This is a genomic window from Streptomyces sp. NPDC047453 (genome assembly GCF_040643155.1).
In the GTDB taxonomy this organism is placed as follows: Bacteria; Actinomycetota; Actinomycetes; order Streptomycetales; family Streptomycetaceae; genus Streptomyces.
Genome location: NZ_JBEYTS010000108.1, coordinates 1 through 16770 on the forward strand (window position 1 = coordinate 1; position 16770 = coordinate 16770).

Consider the following 16770-nt stretch of genomic DNA (forward strand, 5'->3'; position numbering starts at 1 on the left):
TCGGCAGCGTCATGAAAGCCACACCCGGCTCCCCTGGGTCCCCAAACCCTACGAATGGCTGGGGCAGGCCCGGCAGAAAGGTAGAGCGTCATGAGTACAGGGGGAGGGGGTCCCACGCTCACGCAGCCCCTCAAGCCGCCCTCCGCCGGGCGGGCCGCCGCGTATCTCGGGCTCTTCCTGCTCGGCGCGGTGGTCGCGGTCGCGGGCGCTCTGGTGCAGGCCGCCTGGTTCCCCGGCGGGCTGCTGCTCGCGCTCGCGGGCGCCGCCGGGCTGTTCCTGGGCGGGGCGCGGGCCGCGCGCAGCCGGGGAGGGGCCGTGGCGGGCGCGGCCGGCTGGATCGTCACCGTCTTCGTGCTCACCACCAGCCGCCCCGAAGGAGACTTCTTCTTCGCGGCCGAGAGCGGCTCCTATCTCTTCCTGCTCGGCGGCATGGCCGTTGCTGTGATCTGCGCCACCCTGGCGCCGGGGCGCCAACGGCACGACGGCGACGCCCGACTTGGCAAGTGACGTACCACTTCTTCCCGTGAGGCAGGTGCGAGTCCGGTGGGGGTTTACCCAGCGGTCCCGTGATAAGGGCCGGAAGCGGCCAGTATGGTGGTGCGCGCGCCGCCGAGCCGCCCGCACTGAGGTCGTAACGGGCGGCGGAGCCAACCGGGAGAACCTGCCTTGAGTCGTGAAACTGACACTCCGTCGTCCGGGCCCAACGGGCACGGCGGAGCCGCCTACCCCTCGGGGACCCCGCCGTACGGAATCCCGGCGGTCTCCGACGACCGTGCGGACGCGGGCCGTTCGGCCACGCAGCCCGAGGAACGCAAGACCGAGACCACGCTGACGACCCGGATCCGGATCAACATCCCCGGATCCCGGCCGATCCCGCCGGTCGTCGTGCGTACGCCCGTCTCCTCGGAGGGATCCGAGAACAGCGTTCAGGACACCGGCGGCGAGGCTCCGCAGCCGGCCGCCCCGGAGCCCGGCGCCGCCGCGGAGTCGCCCGCCGAACCCGCGGCACCGGCCGCGGAGAAGCCGACCAGCGACTGGTTCGCGCCCCGCAAGCCCCAGGCGAACAAAGGCGGTCAGGGCGGCGGCTCCACCAACGGCGCGGGAGTGCCGGGTGGTTCGGGCACGCCCGCGGCGAACGGGTCCGGTCCGGGCGCTTCCGGTCCGGGAACCTCCGTCCCCGGGCCCTCGGGCGCCGGCTCCTCCGTCCCGGGCTCTTCCGGCGGGGCCCGCCCCGGCGGCGTGGTCGGTGCCATGAACGTGCCCGGGGTGGCCAACGGCTCCCGCCCCGGCTCCACCAACGGCGCCGGGCTGCCCGGGGCCACCGGCGGCCCCGTCGCCCCCGGCCACGGCGGCGGCACCGGGTCCTTCGACGTCACCGAGGCGCTGGCCGCGGGCCCGCTCTCCGGCGGCCACCGCCCCGGCGACGAGCCGCGCCGCGACGACCTTCCGTACTTCTCCGACAACGGGCACGGCGCCCGCGACGGCCAGGGCGGCCCGAGCGGCACCGGCGGCCTGGGCGGTCCGGGTGCCCCCGGCGTGCCGGGCGGTCCGCAGGGCCCCACGGGCCCGACGGGCGGCCCCGTCACCGGCGACGGACCGCTGCGGCCGCCCGGGGTCGGCGCGCCCGCGGGACCCGCTGCGGGCGCGGGACACCCGGGCGGTGCCCCCGGCGCGCACACGGCACGCCCCGGCGGCGGCCTGAGCGACGACACCGCGGTCCTCACCCCGCAGCAGCACGTTCCGGAGCCGGGCACCCCCGGTTACGGCGCCCGGCCGGAGAACGTCTCCGGGCACACCGTCACCAGCGGCATGCCCGTCATCCAGCCCGGTGCCAACTCGCCGTTCGGGCCCGGAGCCGGCGGGAACGGGCCGGCGGCGCACACGCCGCCGCGGCTGCCCGAGCCGGCCCCGCAGAGCGCCGCCGCGGCCCCCGCCGCGCCCAAGGCCAAGAAGAAGGGCCGCAACAAGCTCGTCCTGCTCTGCGGCGCCGTGATCGTCGTCGCCGGTGTCGCCTACGGCGCCGGGCTGCTGATGAACCACTCCGACGTGCCCAAGGGCACCACCGTGCTCGGCGTCGACATCGGCGGCGGCACCCGCGACGACGCGGTCAAGAAGCTCGACGACGCCTTCGGCAGCCGGGTGAGCCAGCCGCTGAAGCTGTCGGTCGAGGGCAGGACCGTCACCCTCAAGCCGGACCAGGCCGGGCTCCAGTTCGACACCCAGGCCACGGCCAGCTCGGCCGCGACGAGCGACTACAACCCCGTGTCGGTGATCGGCTCGCTGTTCGGCAACCACCGGGTGATCGAGCCGCAGATGCCGGTCGACGAGGAGAAGCTCCAGGTCGCCCTGCAGAGCGTCTCGGGCGGCGACGGGTCGGTGACCGAGGGCGGGATCAAGTTCCAGTCCGGCAAGGCCGTCGCCGTCTACGGCAAGCCGGGCAAGGGCATCGACGTCGGCGGCTCGACCCAGCTGGTCCAGCGGGCGTACCGCGCCCAGGTGGAGACGGGCGCGGCCACGCCGGTCCAGCTGCCCACGGTCACCCGGCAGCCGACGGTTCCCAACGCCGAGGTCGACCGGATGATGAAGGAGTTCGCGGAGCCCGCGATGTCCGGCAACGTCATCGCGAGGACGGACGCCACGCACTTCATCGAGTTCAGCCCGCAGAACTCCCTGTGGAAGTTCCTCGGGGTGAAGGCCGTGAACGGCAAGCTCGTCGACAGCCCCGACCTGAAGGCGCTCAAGGAGCTCTACGGGCAGACCTTCGACGGCGTGCTGATCACCCGGGGCACCGGGAAGAAGACTGCCGTCACCGCCCAGGACGTATATGTCGCTTTGCGGCAGGCCCTGCTGAGCAAGAGCAGCCGGGACGCCACCATCAACACGAACCCGAGCTGATCGAGCACGACCCAGAGGGGGCACCCAGCTGACAGAGGGTGCCCCCTCGTTGTATGCAACTGATCGTTCGGAGGCGTCAACGGGCCCTGTTTTAAACAGAGTTGCGATTTGCGAGGCAGTGATAATGTGATCTTGCTCTCTGCAAGGTCAGCATCGTCAGCAATCCGACTCAGACAGGAATCTGCATGCACTTGCTCCGTCGAGCCATGGTGTTCCTCACCAGCCTGGTCATGCTCACAGGTGCCGGCTTCTTCCTCGCGTCCCCCGCGCAGGCCGCCACCTCCTGCTCCGGCACTGTGACGTACTCCGCGACCGTCTCCCGCAGCGGTAGCGCCATAGGCGAACTGGTCATCTACTACAACAGCAGCAACGGCGGCACCAACAGCGCCTGCTTCTACCACCGAGGTGTGTCCTACGGCGTCTCGGCCTACACTTCCATTCAGATCCTCCGGTGCGCACAGACTTCGGGCACCGGAAAGCTGTGCACTCCTACCGCCAACTCACTTCCAGACAGCGGTTCTTATGCCTACTACGCCGGTCCGGTCGGTGTGACCGGCACGGCGAAGAACTGTGTTTCGGCGATCGGCGAGATCTGGTGGGGCGGTACTGGCTACCCCATAGAAACCGGAACACGGGGATGCTGAACAAAGAGGACTGAGAAGAGGCCGTCACGGTCAGGGGCGCCCGGAACCCGCCGGGTGCCCTCTTCTGCTGCAGGGGCCGTATGACATCTGTCATCCGGCAGTCAGGACCCGCGACACTGCCCGGCGACCCCGCCCGTCGGCCAGCATGGCGGCCATGACGACGACGGCGGAGCGAGCCGCCACCACCACGGTGGTGGGGTTCGACCAGGTGACCAAGAACTACGGGGACGTACGGGCCGTGGACGGGCTGACCCTCGCCCTGCGTCCGGGGGAGACCGTGGCCTTGCTCGGCCCGAACGGCGCCGGCAAGTCGACCACCCTCGACCTGCTGCTCGGCCTCCGGCAGCCCGACAGCGGCACCGTCAGCGTCTTCGGCACCAGCCCGCGCGAGGCGATCGTCGCCGGGCGCGTGGGCGCCATGCTGCAGAGTGGCGGGCTGATGGAGGACGTCACCGTCGCCGAACTGGTGCGGCTCGCCTGCGACCTGCACCCCAAGCGGTACAAGACCGCCGACGTGCTGGCCCGGGCCGGCATCTCCCAGATCGCCGACCGCAAGGTGAACAAGCTCTCCGGCGGTCAGGCCCAGCGCGTCCGCTTCGCCCTGGCCACCGTCGGTGACAGCGACCTCATCGTCCTGGACGAGCCGACCACCGGCATGGACGTCTCCGCCCGCCAGGCCTTCTGGGCCACCATGCGCGAACAGGCCGACCAGGGCCGCGCGGTCCTGTTCGCCACGCACTACCTGGAGGAGGCCGACGCCATCGCCGACCGGGTGCTGGTGCTGCACCGGGGACGGCTGCTGGCCGACGGCACCGCCGCCGAGATCAAGGCGAAGGCGGGGGCGCGACGGGTCTCCTTCGCTCTTCAGGGCCCCATCGACGAGGCCGCCCTGCGCGATCTGCCCTTCCTGACCTCGATGACCGTGAGCGGCCAGACCGTCCGCATCCAGTCCTCCGACGCCGACGCGACCGTGCACGCCCTGTACGGGCTCGGCGTCTACCCCCGCAACCTCGAAGTCGCCGGCCTCGGGCTCGAGCAGGCCTTCGTCGCCATCACCGAGGCCGAGGAGGCCAAGCAGTCGTGAACAGTCTGATCAGGCTGGAGCTCGCCCGCGCCCTGCGCAACCGCAAGTTCCTGTTCTTCTCGATGCTCTACCCCTCGATCCTGTTCCTGATCATCGCGGGCAAGGCGGACGGCGTCACCAAGGTCGACGGCACCGGCCTGACCGTCCCGACGTACATGATGGTCTCCATGGCCTCCTTCGGCGCGCTCACCGCCGTGCTCATGGGCAACAGCGAGCGCATCGCCAAGGAGCGCGAGAGCGGCTGGGTACGGCAGTTGCGGCTCACCCCCCTGCCCGGGCGCGGCTACGTCCTCGCCAAGACCGCCGGCGCCGCCGTGGTCAGCCTGCCGTCCATCGTCGTCGTCTTCGTGGTCGCCGCCGCCGTCAAGCAGGTCCGCCTGGAGGCCTGGCAGTGGCTCGCCCTCACCGGCGCGATCTGGGCCGGCAGCCTGGTCTTCGCCGCGCTCGGCGTCACCATCGGCTACCTCGCCACCGGGGACGCGGTCCGCCCGATCACGATGATCATCTACTTCGGCCTGTCCATGCTCGGCGGTCTGTGGATGCCGTCGACCACCTTCCCGCGGTGGCTGCAGAACATCGCCGAGTGGCTGCCCACGCACGCGTACGCTGCACTGGGGCGGGCGATCGAGGAGAGCCAGGCCCCGCACGCGAAGGACCTCGCCATCCTCGTCGTCTTCTTCGCCCTGTTCGCGGGCGGCGCGGCCTGGCTGTACCGGAAGGACACGCTGAAGGCGTGAGCGTCATGACGGAAGACCCGCGGCCCGGCGAAGCCCGGGCGGGCCGGCTGATGCGCATGGGGGAACCGCCCCGGAACGGGGGCGAGGCGCTGCGCAAACTGGTGTGGATCCTGCCCTGGCTGATCTTCCTCAGCTATCCGGTGCACGACCTGGTCTCGGGCGCCCACACGGCCGCCGCCACCGCGGCCGGCTGGGCGGGCCTCGCGGCCTTCACAGGGACCTATCTGACGCTGGTCTACCGGAACATGGGCCGGTCGTTCTCCGGGGCGGTCGTCGGCTGGCTCGTCGCCGTGCTCGGCGTGCTCGCCGTCGTGCTGTGCCTGACCCTCGGCTCGCCGTGGATCGGCCTGTTCGTGTACGTCTCCGTGGCCTGCGGCGCGACGAACCCGCTGCGGATCGCCTACTGGACGATCCCGCTGACCACGGCCGTGATGCTGCTCGTCGCCCGGCACACGGGCGCCGAGGGCGAGTGGACCCTGTTCCTGCTGGTGATGCTCGTCGGCTTCGCGATGACCGGCGTACGGCAACTCGTGCGCACCACGATCGACCTGCGCAAGGCCCGCGCCACCGTGGCCCAGCTCGCCGCCAACGAGGAGCGGCTGCGGCTCGCCCGCGACCTGCACGACCTGCTCGGCCACTCGCTCTCGCTGATCACGCTGAAGAGCGAGCTGGCCGGCCGGATGCTGCCGGACCACCCGGACAAGGCGGCCCAGCAGGTCGCCGACATCGAACAGGTCAGCCGCCAGGCCCTGGTCGACGTCCGCGAGGCCGTCACCGGCTACCGCCGCCCCCGCCTGCACGCCGAACTGGCGGGCGCCCAGGTGGCGCTGACCGCCGCCGACGTCACCGCCGACGTACCCGCCGAGCCCGACCTGCACGGCGTCCCCGAGGAGAGCGAGTCCGCGCTCGCCTGGGCGCTGCGCGAGGCGATCACCAACGTCGTACGGCACAGCGGCGCGACCCGGTGCACCGTCGACCTGGTGCGCCGCCAGACCCTGGACGGGCCGTTCCTCGAACTGTGCGTCGAGGACAACGGCTCCGGCGGCTCCGCCGGCGTGGGCAAGGGCCCCGGCAACGGTCTGACGGGCCTGGCCGAGCGCCTGGAGAAGGCGGGCGGGCAACTGGAGGCGGGGCGCGCCGAGCGCGGCTTCCGGCTCGTCGCCCGGGCGCCTCTCGCCTCCCCCGCGGACGTAGGATCCCCCGCATGAGCCGAACGATCAAGGTCCTCCTGGCCGAGGACCAGTCGATGGTCTGCGAGGCACTGGCCGCCCTGCTCGGCCTCGAGGACGACATCGAGGTCGTCGCCCAGGTGGCGCGCGGGGACGAGGTCGTGGCGGCGGCGCACGCCCACGGCGTCGACGTGGCCCTGCTCGACATCGAGATGCCCGGCTGCACCGGCATCGAGGCGGCCGCCCGGCTCCACAAGGAACTGCCCGCGGTGAAACTGGTCGTGCTCACCACCTTCGGCCGCCCCGGCTATCTGCGCAGCGCCATGGAGGCGGGCGCGGACGCGTTCCTGGTCAAGGACGCCCCGGCCGCGCAACTCGCCGCGGCGGTACGGAAGGTGCTCGGCGGCGAGCGGGTCATCGACCCCACGCTGGCCGCGGCGGCACTGGCCGAGGGCGCCAACCCGCTGACCGACCGGGAGCGCGAGGTCCTGCGCGCCGCGGCCGACGGCTCCACCAACGCCGAGCTGGCCGCCGCCCTCCACCTGTCCCAGGGCACGGTCCGCAACTACCTGTCGACCGCGATCCAGAAACTCGCGGTGCGCAACAGGACGGAGGCGGTGCGCATCGCACGGGAGAAGGGCTGGCTGTAGCAGCGCTCGCCGGGCATGCCGGGCGGCCGCGGCTTCGGCCCGGCTTCAGTTCAGCAGGGCCCGTGCGGCCCGCGCCTGCTCCCGCACCTGCTCGGCCGCGGGCTCGTCCACCGCGCCCAGCACATCGGCGTACGCCTCCAGCTCCCGGGCCCCGCCCACGAAGTCCCCGCGCTGCACCAGCAGCTGCGCCCGCTCGTAGCGCAGCCGCGCCGGATGCGACGGCAGCAGCAGCGACAGCTCCACCGCCCACAGCGACACGTCCGACCGCTCGGGCCGAATCGCCGCCCAGGCCCGGATGTTGTTCAGGATCCGGGACACGACCTCCAAGGGTGAGGCGGGCACCAGCATCGACGGGTGCAGCGGCGCGCCCGTCGCCCCGACCACCAGCAGTTCGGCGTCCGCCCCCGTGAGCACCCGGCCCCCGTCGAACGGGTCCGCGAGCACCTGTTCCCCGGCCGCCCCGAACCCCACGACGAAGTGCCCCGGCAGCGCGACCCCGTACACCGGCGCCCCGGCCCGCCGCGCGACCTCCATCCACACCACCGACAGCAGGATGGGCAGCCCGCGCCGCCGCACCAGCACCTCGTGCAGCAGGGACGACTCCAGCCGCTGGTAGTCCGCCGCCGAGCCGTGGAAGCCGTACCGCTCGCCGAGCAGTCCGCACAGGGCCTGCGCCCAGTCCAGCGGCCCTCCCGGCCGGTACGGCAGCTGTCCCGCGAGCCGGTCCAGCTCCAGCTGCGCCACGTCCATGCCGGCCTCGTCCAGCGTCCCGTCGGCCGCCGCGCCCACCAGCAGGCACAGCATCGCGAGGTCCGGCCGCTCGGACCGCACCTCCTCGCCGAACCACCGGCGCACCGCGGCGGACCGTTCCGGGGACGGCGGATGCAGGGGACGCATAGCAGGCTCGTGCCCTTCCACGACGATCCCTACGACGGACGAGCGCCGGAGTTTTGCGAGGGCTCCGACGGGGGCCCCGGCGTGGACTCCGCCCGCGACGGCCGCGGGTGGTCGCCGCCGCCGAATTCCGGGGCGCGGTAGTGGTGGTACGCGTGGTGCGCGCCGAAGCCCATTCCGGCGTACAGCGCCCGCGCCGCGGCATTGTCGGTCTCGACCTGGAGCCAGGCCGCCGACGCGCCCTCGTCGAGGGCTCTGCGGGCGAGCGCGGCGAGCACGGTGGTGGCGAGCCCGCGTCGCCGCAGCGCCGGATCCACCTCGACGGCGGCGAACGACGCCCAGCGGCCGTCGACGACGCACCGTCCGATCGCCGCAGGGACACCGCCCTCACCGGGCACCGTCGCGAACCACACCGACGGCCCGCTGCCGAGCACCTTCAGGGCCACCTCGCTCACCCCCTTGCGCTGGTACCGCGCAAGCCACGCCTCGTCGGCCGTGCGGGACAGCACGACCCCGGAGCCCTCGGCCCGGTCGGCGACCGGCGCGAGCGCTCCGATCCACAGCTCGGCGGTCACCTCGCGCACCCAGCCCCGCCGCTCCAGCTCGGCGCACAGCAGTTCCTGCGTGCCGTCGGCGCCGGTGGCGGTCTGGATGTACGCGGGCAGGCCGCGCTCGCTGTACCAGCGTCGTACGGCGGCCAGGGCCGCGTCGAGCGGAAGTCCGGGATCGCCGAGCGGCAGCACCGAGTTGGCGCGACGGGTGAAGCCCATCCGTCGCCCGACCACCACCCCGCGTCGGCGCGCTTCGCGCGGCACCTGCTCGACTGCCGCCCGCAGTTCCCACTCGCCCAGCCGCTCGCTCTCCACCGGCCGCCAGGCCCGCGCCGCCGCGCGCGCGAGCTCCTCGTACGTGGCCGCCGGGCCCCGCCGCCGGGCCGGTGCGACCGGTACGACCTTGCCCGCGACCAGGGAGGACTCCGCGATCCGCACGGTCTCGCCACTCTTTCGTGTGATCAGCAGCACACCGTGGTCCCATGATGTGAGAACTCCGACCGTGTCGGTGAACTTCTCACCCGGCGCGCCAGGTTCGCTCAAGCGCCGTATTGAGACCCGTTTGCCCACGTCAGCAGGGCTGATTCGGACCTCGAGGCGTCCTGTCGCCGATATTTCCACAGGTCTGTTCACCCCTCCTGTTCGGATCATGCCCCGGAACGGAGATACTAGGGGCGGGCATCGACGACGCCGCGCTCCCGCGCGCCAGGCGGCGGAGCCTGTGGAGGCCCGCCAGCGCCCTATCGAGGAGGAACGACAGCGTGACCTACGTCATCGCGCAGCCTTGTGTCGACGTCAAGGACAAGGCGTGCATCGAGGAGTGCCCGGTCGACTGCATCTACGAGGGCCAGCGGTCCTTGTACATCCACCCGGACGAATGCGTCGACTGCGGAGCCTGTGAACCGGTCTGCCCGGTCGAGGCGATCTTCTACGAGGACGACACTCCCGAGGAGTGGAAGGACTACTACAAGGCCAACGTCGAGTTCTTCGACGAGCTCGGCTCTCCCGGTGGCGCCAGCAAGCTGGGGCTGATCGAGCGCGACCACCCCATCATCGCCGCGCTGCCGCCGCAGAACCAGTAAAAGCGGCCCGCCTTCGCGCCGCCTCGGTCCCGTACGGCCTGATCGCACTCCAGCGCTCCGCCCGCCGCACGGGACCGAGGCGTTTTTGGACCAGAAAGTGAGCCTGATCCCCGTGTCCGCACTCTCCGACCGGCTCCCCGCCTTTCCCTGGGACAAGCTGGAGCCGTACAAGAAGACGGCCGCAGCCCATCCGGACGGCATCGTCGACCTGTCGGTCGGCACCCCGGTGGACCCGGTCCCCGACCTGATCCAGAAGGCGCTGATCGCGGCCGCGGACTCCCCGGGCTACCCGACCGTGTGGGGCACACCCGAACTGCGTGACGCGATCACCGGCTGGGTCGAGCGGCGCCTCGGCGCGCGGGACGTCACCCACCGGCACGTCCTGCCGATCGTCGGCTCCAAGGAACTGGTCGCCTGGCTCCCCACCCAATTGGGCCTCGGCCCCGGCGACAAGGTCGCGTACCCGCGCCTGGCCTACCCGACCTACGAGGTCGGCGCCCGCCTGGCCGGAGCCGAGCACCTCGTCTACTCGGCGACACCGGGCGCCGGCGTGCCGGGCCCCACGGAGCTGGACCCGGCGGGCCTGAAGCTGCTGTGGCTGAACTCGCCCTCCAACCCCACGGGCCAGGTGCTGCCCAAGGAGGAGCTGAAGAGGATCGTCGCCTGGGCCCGCGAGCACGGCGTACTGGTCTTCTCCGACGAGTGCTACCTGGAGCTGGGCTGGGAGGCGGACCCGGTCTCGGTCCTGCACCCGGACGTGAACGGCGGCTCGTACGAGGGCATCGTCGCGGTCCACTCGCTGTCCAAGCGCTCGAACCTGGCCGGCTACCGCGCCGCCTTCCTGGCCGGCGACCCGGCCGTCCTCGGCCCCCTGCTGGAGATCCGCAAGCACGGCGGGATGATGACCTCGGCGCCGACGCAGGCGGCGGTCGTGGCCGCCCTCGGCGACGACACCCACGTCCGCGAGCAGCGCGAACGCTATGCCGCCCGCCGCACGGACCTGCGCCGGGCCCTCCTCGCCCACGGTTTCCGCATCGAGCACAGCGAGGCGAGCCTCTACCTGTGGGCCACCCGCAACGAGTCCTGCTGGACCACGGTCGCCCACCTCGCCGAACGGGGCATCCTGGTCGCCCCCGGCGACTTCTACGGTCCGGCGGGCGCGGACTTCGTACGCGTCGCGCTGACGGCGACGGACGAGCGGGTCCGCGCCGCGGTGGAGCGCCTGGCCGGGTAGTCGGCGACGGCCGTACCCGCGCCCACGCGTGGACGGGATCCGCACGCCGACGGGGTCCGGGGAGGAGACCCCGGACCCCGTCGGTCGTTCGAGGGGCGCTCAGCCGAGAGGCAGACCGGAGACCGGCAGGGACTGCGTCGGCAGCCCGCCCTTGGCCGCCGTGTTCGCGGCGCCGCCGAGAAGCCCTCCGGCGGACCCCGCCGTGTCGCCCGCCGCCTTTTGCGCCGTCGGCGCCGCCTGCTTCACGACCTTGCCGCCGGTGCCGCCCGCGACCCCGGTGACGTGCTGCGCGGCACCGTCCACGGTGTTGCCGACGCTCGCCCCGTCCAGGGCGGTCAGCCCGCCGAGGTTAGGGGCGGCCGGCAGCTCGGGGGCAGCGCTCGCGGCTCCGGCCGCACCGACCCCGGCGGCCGCTCCCGCGGCGACGAGCAGCGCGGCACGGGCGATCCGGCGGGTCAGGGGGAGGGACATGGTGCTCCTTCGACGGAGGGAACGGACGCTCTGACTACCGCTCGAAGTCCGCGAAGGTTGCGGCGGGCCAACGTAAAGAATTGGTAACGCGTCGCATTATCGGGTACGCGTAAAACCGAACAAAGGGAACCTCTTCAAAGCCGTAAAACCCCGTGCAGCCCTGTGCTGCAAGGGCTTCGGTGCCCTTGGCAGGGGTGATCCCTCAGGGTGAGGGCCCGTACTAACGCCCGGTCGTGGTGATGAGGACCGAGCCCGCCGCCCGCTCCGCTCCGGCGGTGCCCCGCGTCTGCGCCGTCCGCCACCGGCTCTCGGTCATCCCGGCCGTCCACTGCCAGCCGCCGTAGGAGACCTGCTCGATGTGCAGCGCGGAGGCGTTGGCCACCGCCCAGTGCGCCAGCTGCCAGCCGCGCTGCCGCGCGCCGCGGCCGGCGTCGGCCGTGTCGTCGGGCACGGGCACCGTCACGGTCCGCCCGTCCCCGCTCGCGCTCGCCGCCGGGCTCGGGGTGGGCGTCGGCGACGGTTTGCCGCCGATCTCCGCGCCCGCCTCCTGCACGACGTCCCGGCCGAAGTCCCGGACGAGCGCGGCACGCACCGTGTCCGGGCCGCTGGTCCGGGTGGGACCCGGGCGGCCCCGGCAGGCCAGCGTGGCCCCGGAGCGCCCGGTGAGCGCCGCGGCGAGCAGCGTCGCGTCCGGCTCGTGCTTGGCGTACGCCTGCGGGAAGCCGCTGCGCTGCACGCGCTGCGCGGCCACGGTCAGCGGCAGCCGCGTGTAGCCGGGGACCTTGTTCAGGTGCTCGTAGAAGATCCCCGCCGAGTAGGCCGGGTCCATGATCTCCTCCGGCGAGCCCCAGCCCTGCGAGGGCCGCTGCTGGAACAGGCCGAGGGAGTCCCGGTCGCCGTAGTCGATGTTGCGCAGCGCGGACTCCTGGAGGGCGGTGGCCAGCGCGATGGTCACCGCCCGCTCGGGCATGCCGCGCCCGGTGCCGACGGCCGCGATCGTCGCCGCGTTCACCGCCTGCTCCGGCGTGAACCGGTACGACGCGCCGTCGCCCTTGCCGGAGACGACCTCGCAGCCCGGGCCTCCGGTGCCTCCGGTGAGGTACTGCACCGAGAGGTAGCCGGCGAGCCCGAGGAGGACCACGACAGCCGCCCCGAACCGGAGGAGGCGGCCACGACGCTTGGAAGAGGGGGGAGGGTGCGGCACGCCTACAAGGTACTGGAGGCTGCCGGGGCGCATGAGGCAGGTGTGGACAACGTGCGGGGACGTACGGGCGGTTCGCCGCGTTAGGGTCGACCGCATGGCCGATAACCCGCTTGACCTCACGCTGGACGCCGCGCGCCTGACCGCGCGACTCGTCGACTTCCCCTCGGAGAGCGGCACCGAGAAGCCGCTCGCCGACGCGATCGAGGGCGCCCTGCGCGCCCTGCCGCACCTGACGGTCGACCGCTTCGGCAACAACGTCGTGGCCCGCACGAACCTCGGGCGCGCGCAGCGGGTGATCCTGGCCGGCCACATCGACACGGTCCCGATCGCCGGAAACGTCCCCTCTCGGCTCGACGAGGACGGCGTCCTGTGGGGTTGCGGCACCTGCGACATGAAGTCCGGCGTGGCGGTCCAGCTGCGCATCGCGGCCACGGTCCCCGCCCCCAACCGCGACCTGACCTTCGTCTTCTACGACAACGAGGAGGTCGCCGCCGAGCTGAACGGCCTCAAGCACGTCGCCGAGGCGCACCCGGAGTGGCTGGCCGGCGACTTCGCCGTGCTGCTCGAACCCTCCGACGGCGAGGTCGAGGGCGGCTGCCAGGGCACCCTGCGGGTGCTGCTGAGGACCAAGGGCGAGCGGGCCCACTCGGCGCGCGGCTGGATGGGTTCCAACGCCATCCACGCCGCCGCGCCGATCCTGCGGCGGCTCGCCGAGTACCAGCCGCGCTATCCGGTCATCGACGGCCTGGAGTACCGCGAGGGCCTCAACGCGGTCGGCGTCTTGGGCGGGGTGGCGGGCAACGTCATCCCCGACGAGTGCGTGGTCACGGTCAACTTCCGCTACGCCCCGGACCGCACCGAGGAGGAGGCCGTCGCCCACGTCCGCGAGGTGTTCGCGGACTGCGGGGTGGAGGAGTTCGTGATCGACGACCACAGCGGCGGCGCCCTGCCGGGGCTGAACCACCCGGCCGCGGCCGCGTTCATCGAGGCGGTCGGCGGCACCGCGCGCCCGAAGTACGGCTGGACGGACGTCTCGCGCTTCTCGGCGCTGGGCATTCCCGCCGTCAACTACGGCCCCGGCAACCCCCACTTGGCGCACAAGCGCGACGAGCGGGTGGAGACGGCCAAGATCCTCGCCGGCGAGGAGCGGCTGCGGGCCTGGCTGACGGACTGACCGCCGTCACGAACGTCGGACCGCCGTCACGGGTGTCCGACCGCCGCCACGGGCGTCCGCACGGCGCTTCACGGCGGACATACCGACGTCCCCCTCTCGTAACCCCCGTGGATCTACGCTGAGGTGGAACGTCACGCACACGGAGGGAGTGCACATGCCAACAGGCAACCCCGAGGGCAAGAAGCAGCCACCGGAGGAGCAGCGCCTCGGACCGGTCCTCCGGCGGCGTGGCCAGGTCCAGGCGAGCACCACGGACCAGCGGTTGCTGGACGAACGCGCTCCCACGGACTGGGTCCACACGGACCCCTGGCGCGTCCTGCGCATCCAGTCGGAGTTCATCGAGGGCTTCGGCACGCTCGCCGAACTCCCGCCCGCCATCAGCGTGTTCGGCTCCGCACGGACGGCGGTGGACTCGCCGGAGTACGACGCGGGGGTGCGCCTCGGCCGGGGCCTGGTCGAGGCGGGCTTCGCGGTGATCACGGGCGGCGGCCCGGGCGCGATGGAGGCGGCGAACAAGGGCGCGCTGGAGGCCGGCGGCGTCTCGGTGGGCCTGGGCATCGAACTGCCCTTCGAGCAGGGCCTGAACGCCTATGTCGACATCGGCCTCAACTTCCGCTACTTCTTCGTCCGCAAGATGATGTTCGTGAAGTACGCGGAGGGCTTCGTCGTCCTGCCCGGCGGCCTCGGCACCCTGGACGAGCTCTTCGAGGCCCTGACCCTCGTGCAGACCCAGAAGGTCACCCGCTTCCCGATCGTCCTCTTCGGCACCGCGTACTGGGGCGGACTGGTCGACTGGCTGCAGAACACCCTGATCGCCCAGGGCAAGGCGGCCCAGGCGGACCTCACCCTGTTCCACGTCACGGACGACGTGACGGAGGCGGTGGCCCTGATGTCGAAGGAGGCGGGCCGCTAGCGGCCCGTACGGCGGGGCGCGGGGCACCGTGCGCCCGGCCCGACCGGCCCCGCCGGGCCACTGCCGGCGGGAAAGCCCTACGCCAGCCCGCGCCGGGCCACCGCCGGCGGCCGGTGCCCCGCGATGGACGCCACCATGTCCAGCACCTGCCGCGTCTCGGCGACCTCGTGCACCCGGTACACCTGGGCCCCCAGCCACGCCGAGACAGCCGTCGTCGCCAGCGTCCCCACCAGCCGCTCCTTCACCGGCTTGTCCAGCGTCTCGCCCACGAAGTCCTTGTTGGACAGCGACACCAGCACCGGCCACCCGGTCGCGACCATCTCGCCCAGCCGCCGGGTCGCCTCCAGACTGTGCCGCGTGTTCTTGCCGAAGTCGTGCCCGGGGTCGATGATCACCGATTCCCGGGGCACGCCGAGCGCCACCGCCCGCTCGGCCAGCCCCACGGTCACCCGGAGGATGTCGGCCATGACGTCGTCGTACGTCACCCGGTGCGGCCGCGTCCGGGGTTCCGCGCCGCCGGCGTGCGTGCAGACCAGGCCGGTGCCGTAGCGCGCCGCGACCTCGGCGAGCCGCGGGTCCACCCCGCCCCACGCGTCGTTCAGCAGGTCGGCACCCGCCTCGCACACGGCCTCCCCGACGTCGGCCCGCCAGGTGTCGACGCTGATGACCACGTCCGGGAAGCGCCGCCGCACCTCGGCCACGAAACCGACCGTCCGCCGGGCCTCCTCCTTGGCCGTCACCTCGTCGCCGGGCCCGGCCTTCACCCCGCCGATGTCGATGATCGCGGCCCCCTCGGCGACCGCCTGCTCCACGCGCGCGAGGGCCGGCTCGTCACGGAACGTCGACCCCTGGTCGTAGAAGGAGTCCGGGGTCCGGTTGACGATCGCCATGATCACCGGCTCGTGCGCGTCGAATGCGCGCCTGCCCAGCCTGAGCATCCCCTGTGACCTCTCCTCTTCTGCCCGGTCTTCCCGGTCTTCCCCGGTCCTGCCGGTCTTCCCCGGCCTTTCCCGGTCTTCGGCCGTCTGCGACCCTAACCGTCAGCCTCGCATGGCACGATCGGACCCTGACACTTACGACAGACTCCGTGGGGACCCCAGCGATGGTTATGTTCTTCTTCCTGGTCGTCGCGCTCGCCGTCGTGGTCGCCGCGGTGACCCTCGCGGTGGTGGGCGGCGGCGAGGGAACCGGACCGCTGCCCGAGGCGGCGCCCGAGCGGCTCCTGGACCCGCTGCCACCGGACCGCCCGGTGGACCGCGCGGACGTGGAGAGCCTCCGCTTCCCGCTGACCGTCCGGGGCTACCGCATGGCGGACGTCGACGACGCCCTCGGCCGTCTCGGCGCCGAACTCGCCGAGCGCGACGCGCGGATCGCCGACCTGGAGTCCGCGCTGGCCGGTGCCCGCGCCGCCGCTCACGTCCACCTGACCAAGCCCGATCCGGAGGACCAGCGGTGACGGACGAGACCATGACGCCGGGTGCGGCGATCGCCGGCCCGGACGGCGCCCTGCGCTGCCCGTGGGCCCTGTCCACGGCGGATTACGTGGCCTACCACGACGAGGAGTGGGGCCGCCCGGTCCACGGCGACGACGCGCTCTACGAACGCCTCGCCCTGGAGGCCTTCCAGTCCGGCCTGTCCTGGATCACCATCCTGCGCCGCCGCGTCGGCTTCCGCTCCGCCTTCGCCGACTTCAAGATCGCGGCGGTGGCGGACTTCACCGACGCCGACCGCGAGCGGCTGCTCGCCGACCCGGGCATCATCCGCAACCGGGCCAAGATCGACGCGACGCTGGCCAACGCGCGCGTGATCGCCGGCTGGTCCCCGGGCGAGCTGGACGCCCTCATCTGGTCCCACGCCCCGGACTCCGCCGCCCGTCCGGTACCCAGGACCCTCTCCGACGTCCCGGCCGTCACCCCCGAGTCCACGGCCCTGTCGAAGGCCCTGAAGAAGCGCGGTCTGCGCTTCGTCGGCCCGACGACCGCGTACGCCCTGATGCAGGCGTGCGGCCTGGTCGACGACCACCTCGCGGACTGCGTGGCGCGCCGCCCCTGACCGGCCGGTCAGGGGC

General features: G+C 72.7%; 18 protein-coding genes. 13 read left to right on the forward strand and 5 right to left on the reverse strand.

Annotation, left to right across the window (positions count from 1 at the left end):
• Nucleotides 1-90 precede the first annotated feature (90 nt).
• The 7 genes from ABZ818_RS39690 to ABZ818_RS39720 all read left to right on the forward strand — a co-directional run bounded on the left by ABZ818_RS39690 (nucleotide 91) and on the right by ABZ818_RS39720 (nucleotide 7179).
• Nucleotides 91-507, forward strand: coding sequence for a DUF6113 family protein (locus ABZ818_RS39690; protein ID WP_361426290.1), 417 nt, complete (start codon nucleotides 91-93; stop codon nucleotides 505-507).
• Between the two features lie 159 nt (nucleotides 508-666).
• Entirely contained in the window at nucleotides 667-2895 is a 2229-nt protein-coding gene (locus tag ABZ818_RS39695) for a hypothetical protein (RefSeq protein WP_361426293.1), read from the forward strand.
• 185 nt (nucleotides 2896-3080) lie between these two features.
• Entirely contained in the window at nucleotides 3081-3539 is a 459-nt protein-coding gene (locus tag ABZ818_RS39700) for a hypothetical protein (RefSeq protein WP_361426296.1), read from the forward strand.
• Nucleotides 3540-3693: 154 nt separating this feature from the next.
• Complete coding sequence (locus ABZ818_RS39705; protein WP_361426299.1) at nucleotides 3694-4623, forward strand: ABC transporter ATP-binding protein; 930 nt, start codon at nucleotides 3694-3696, stop codon at nucleotides 4621-4623.
• On the forward strand, nucleotides 4620-5360 hold the full coding sequence (locus tag ABZ818_RS39710; protein ID WP_361426302.1) for an ABC transporter permease: 741 nt from the start codon (nucleotides 4620-4622) through the stop codon (nucleotides 5358-5360). Before ABZ818_RS39705 ends, ABZ818_RS39710 begins: the two co-directional genes overlap by 4 nt.
• Before the next feature lie 5 nt (nucleotides 5361-5365).
• Nucleotides 5366-6568 (forward strand): sensor histidine kinase, encoded by a 1203-nt coding sequence (locus ABZ818_RS39715; protein WP_361426305.1) that lies wholly within the window; start codon nucleotides 5366-5368, stop codon nucleotides 6566-6568.
• A complete protein-coding gene (locus ABZ818_RS39720) occupies nucleotides 6565-7179 on the forward strand; it encodes a response regulator transcription factor (protein ID WP_361426308.1) in 615 nt (204 codons plus the stop codon). Before ABZ818_RS39715 ends, ABZ818_RS39720 begins: the two co-directional genes overlap by 4 nt.
• Before the next feature lie 45 nt (nucleotides 7180-7224).
• Here ABZ818_RS39720 and ABZ818_RS39725 read toward each other — a convergent pair whose 3' ends face one another.
• Nucleotides 7225-8076, reverse strand: coding sequence for a transglutaminase-like domain-containing protein (locus ABZ818_RS39725; protein WP_361426311.1), 852 nt, complete (start codon nucleotides 8074-8076; stop codon nucleotides 7225-7227).
• 29 nt (nucleotides 8077-8105) lie between these two features.
• Entirely contained in the window at nucleotides 8106-9245 is a 1140-nt protein-coding gene (locus ABZ818_RS39730; protein WP_361426335.1) for a GNAT family N-acetyltransferase, read from the reverse strand.
• Between the two features lie 140 nt (nucleotides 9246-9385).
• Between ABZ818_RS39730 and fdxA the strand changes: the two genes are divergently transcribed.
• Together fdxA and ABZ818_RS39740 are read left to right on the forward strand one after the other, a co-directional pair.
• Entirely contained in the window at nucleotides 9386-9706 is a 321-nt protein-coding gene (gene fdxA / locus ABZ818_RS39735) for a ferredoxin (protein WP_100568222.1), read from the forward strand.
• A gap of 112 nt (nucleotides 9707-9818) precedes the next feature.
• On the forward strand, nucleotides 9819-10940 hold the full coding sequence (locus ABZ818_RS39740) for a bifunctional succinyldiaminopimelate transaminase/glutamate-prephenate aminotransferase (protein WP_361426314.1): 1122 nt from the start codon (nucleotides 9819-9821) through the stop codon (nucleotides 10938-10940).
• 99 nt (nucleotides 10941-11039) lie between these two features.
• On the opposite strand, the gene ABZ818_RS39745 is transcribed toward ABZ818_RS39740, so the two are convergent.
• A complete protein-coding gene (locus ABZ818_RS39745; protein ID WP_361426317.1) occupies nucleotides 11040-11411 on the reverse strand; it encodes an ATP-binding protein in 372 nt (123 codons plus the stop codon).
• Between the two features lie 220 nt (nucleotides 11412-11631).
• Nucleotides 11632-12552 carry a heavy metal transporter gene (locus ABZ818_RS39750; protein WP_361426320.1) on the reverse strand — a complete coding sequence of 307 codons (921 nt, stop codon included), beginning with the start codon at nucleotides 12550-12552 and terminating at the stop codon, nucleotides 11632-11634.
• A gap of 157 nt (nucleotides 12553-12709) precedes the next feature.
• Between ABZ818_RS39750 and dapE the strand changes: the two genes are divergently transcribed.
• Complete coding sequence (gene dapE / locus ABZ818_RS39755) at nucleotides 12710-13789, forward strand: succinyl-diaminopimelate desuccinylase (protein ID WP_361426323.1); 1080 nt, start codon at nucleotides 12710-12712, stop codon at nucleotides 13787-13789.
• Nucleotides 13790-13943: 154 nt separating this feature from the next.
• Entirely contained in the window at nucleotides 13944-14702 is a 759-nt protein-coding gene (locus tag ABZ818_RS39760; RefSeq protein ID WP_361426326.1) for a TIGR00730 family Rossman fold protein, read from the forward strand.
• Between the two features lie 77 nt (nucleotides 14703-14779).
• On the opposite strand, the gene folP is transcribed toward ABZ818_RS39760, so the two are convergent.
• The gene (gene folP, locus ABZ818_RS39765) at nucleotides 14780-15640 is read right to left on the reverse strand and encodes a dihydropteroate synthase (protein WP_361426329.1); all 861 of its coding nucleotides are present in this window, start codon (nucleotides 15638-15640) and stop codon (nucleotides 14780-14782) included.
• Between the two features lie 164 nt (nucleotides 15641-15804).
• On the opposite strand from folP, the gene ABZ818_RS39770 reads away from it, so the two are divergent.
• Nucleotides 15805-16158 (forward strand): DivIVA domain-containing protein, encoded by a 354-nt coding sequence (locus ABZ818_RS39770; protein WP_361426332.1) that lies wholly within the window; start codon nucleotides 15805-15807, stop codon nucleotides 16156-16158.
• An 11-nt stretch (nucleotides 16159-16169) separates the two neighbouring features.
• A complete protein-coding gene (locus ABZ818_RS39775; protein ID WP_361426338.1) occupies nucleotides 16170-16754 on the forward strand; it encodes a DNA-3-methyladenine glycosylase I in 585 nt (194 codons plus the stop codon).
• Nucleotides 16755-16770: the final 16 nt, after the last annotated feature.

Bases quoted from the DNA above. Each gene is read 5' to 3' on its own strand.
- ABZ818_RS39705 (WP_361426299.1), top strand. From the start codon at position 3,694: ATGACGACGACGGCGGAGCGAGCCGCCACCACCACGGTGGTGGGGTTC.
- ABZ818_RS39760 (WP_361426326.1), top strand. From the start codon at position 13,944: ATGCCAACAGGCAACCCCGAGGGCAAGAAGCAGCCACCGGAGGAGCAG.
- ABZ818_RS39720 (WP_361426308.1), top strand. From the start codon at position 6,565: ATGAGCCGAACGATCAAGGTCCTCCTGGCCGAGGACCAGTCGATGGTC.
- folP (WP_361426329.1), bottom strand. From the start codon at position 15,640: ATGCTCAGGCTGGGCAGGCGCGCATTCGACGCGCACGAGCCGGTGATC.
- ABZ818_RS39775 (WP_361426338.1), top strand. From the start codon at position 16,170: ATGACGCCGGGTGCGGCGATCGCCGGCCCGGACGGCGCCCTGCGCTGC.
- ABZ818_RS39725 (WP_361426311.1), bottom strand. From the start codon at position 8,076: ATGCGTCCCCTGCATCCGCCGTCCCCGGAACGGTCCGCCGCGGTGCGC.
- ABZ818_RS39770 (WP_361426332.1), top strand. From the start codon at position 15,805: ATGGTTATGTTCTTCTTCCTGGTCGTCGCGCTCGCCGTCGTGGTCGCC.
- ABZ818_RS39700 (WP_361426296.1), top strand. From the start codon at position 3,081: ATGCACTTGCTCCGTCGAGCCATGGTGTTCCTCACCAGCCTGGTCATG.
- dapE (WP_361426323.1), top strand. From the start codon at position 12,710: ATGGCCGATAACCCGCTTGACCTCACGCTGGACGCCGCGCGCCTGACC.
- ABZ818_RS39715 (WP_361426305.1), top strand. From the start codon at position 5,366: ATGACGGAAGACCCGCGGCCCGGCGAAGCCCGGGCGGGCCGGCTGATG.
- ABZ818_RS39690 (WP_361426290.1), top strand. From the start codon at position 91: ATGAGTACAGGGGGAGGGGGTCCCACGCTCACGCAGCCCCTCAAGCCG.
- ABZ818_RS39745 (WP_361426317.1), bottom strand. From the start codon at position 11,411: ATGTCCCTCCCCCTGACCCGCCGGATCGCCCGTGCCGCGCTGCTCGTC.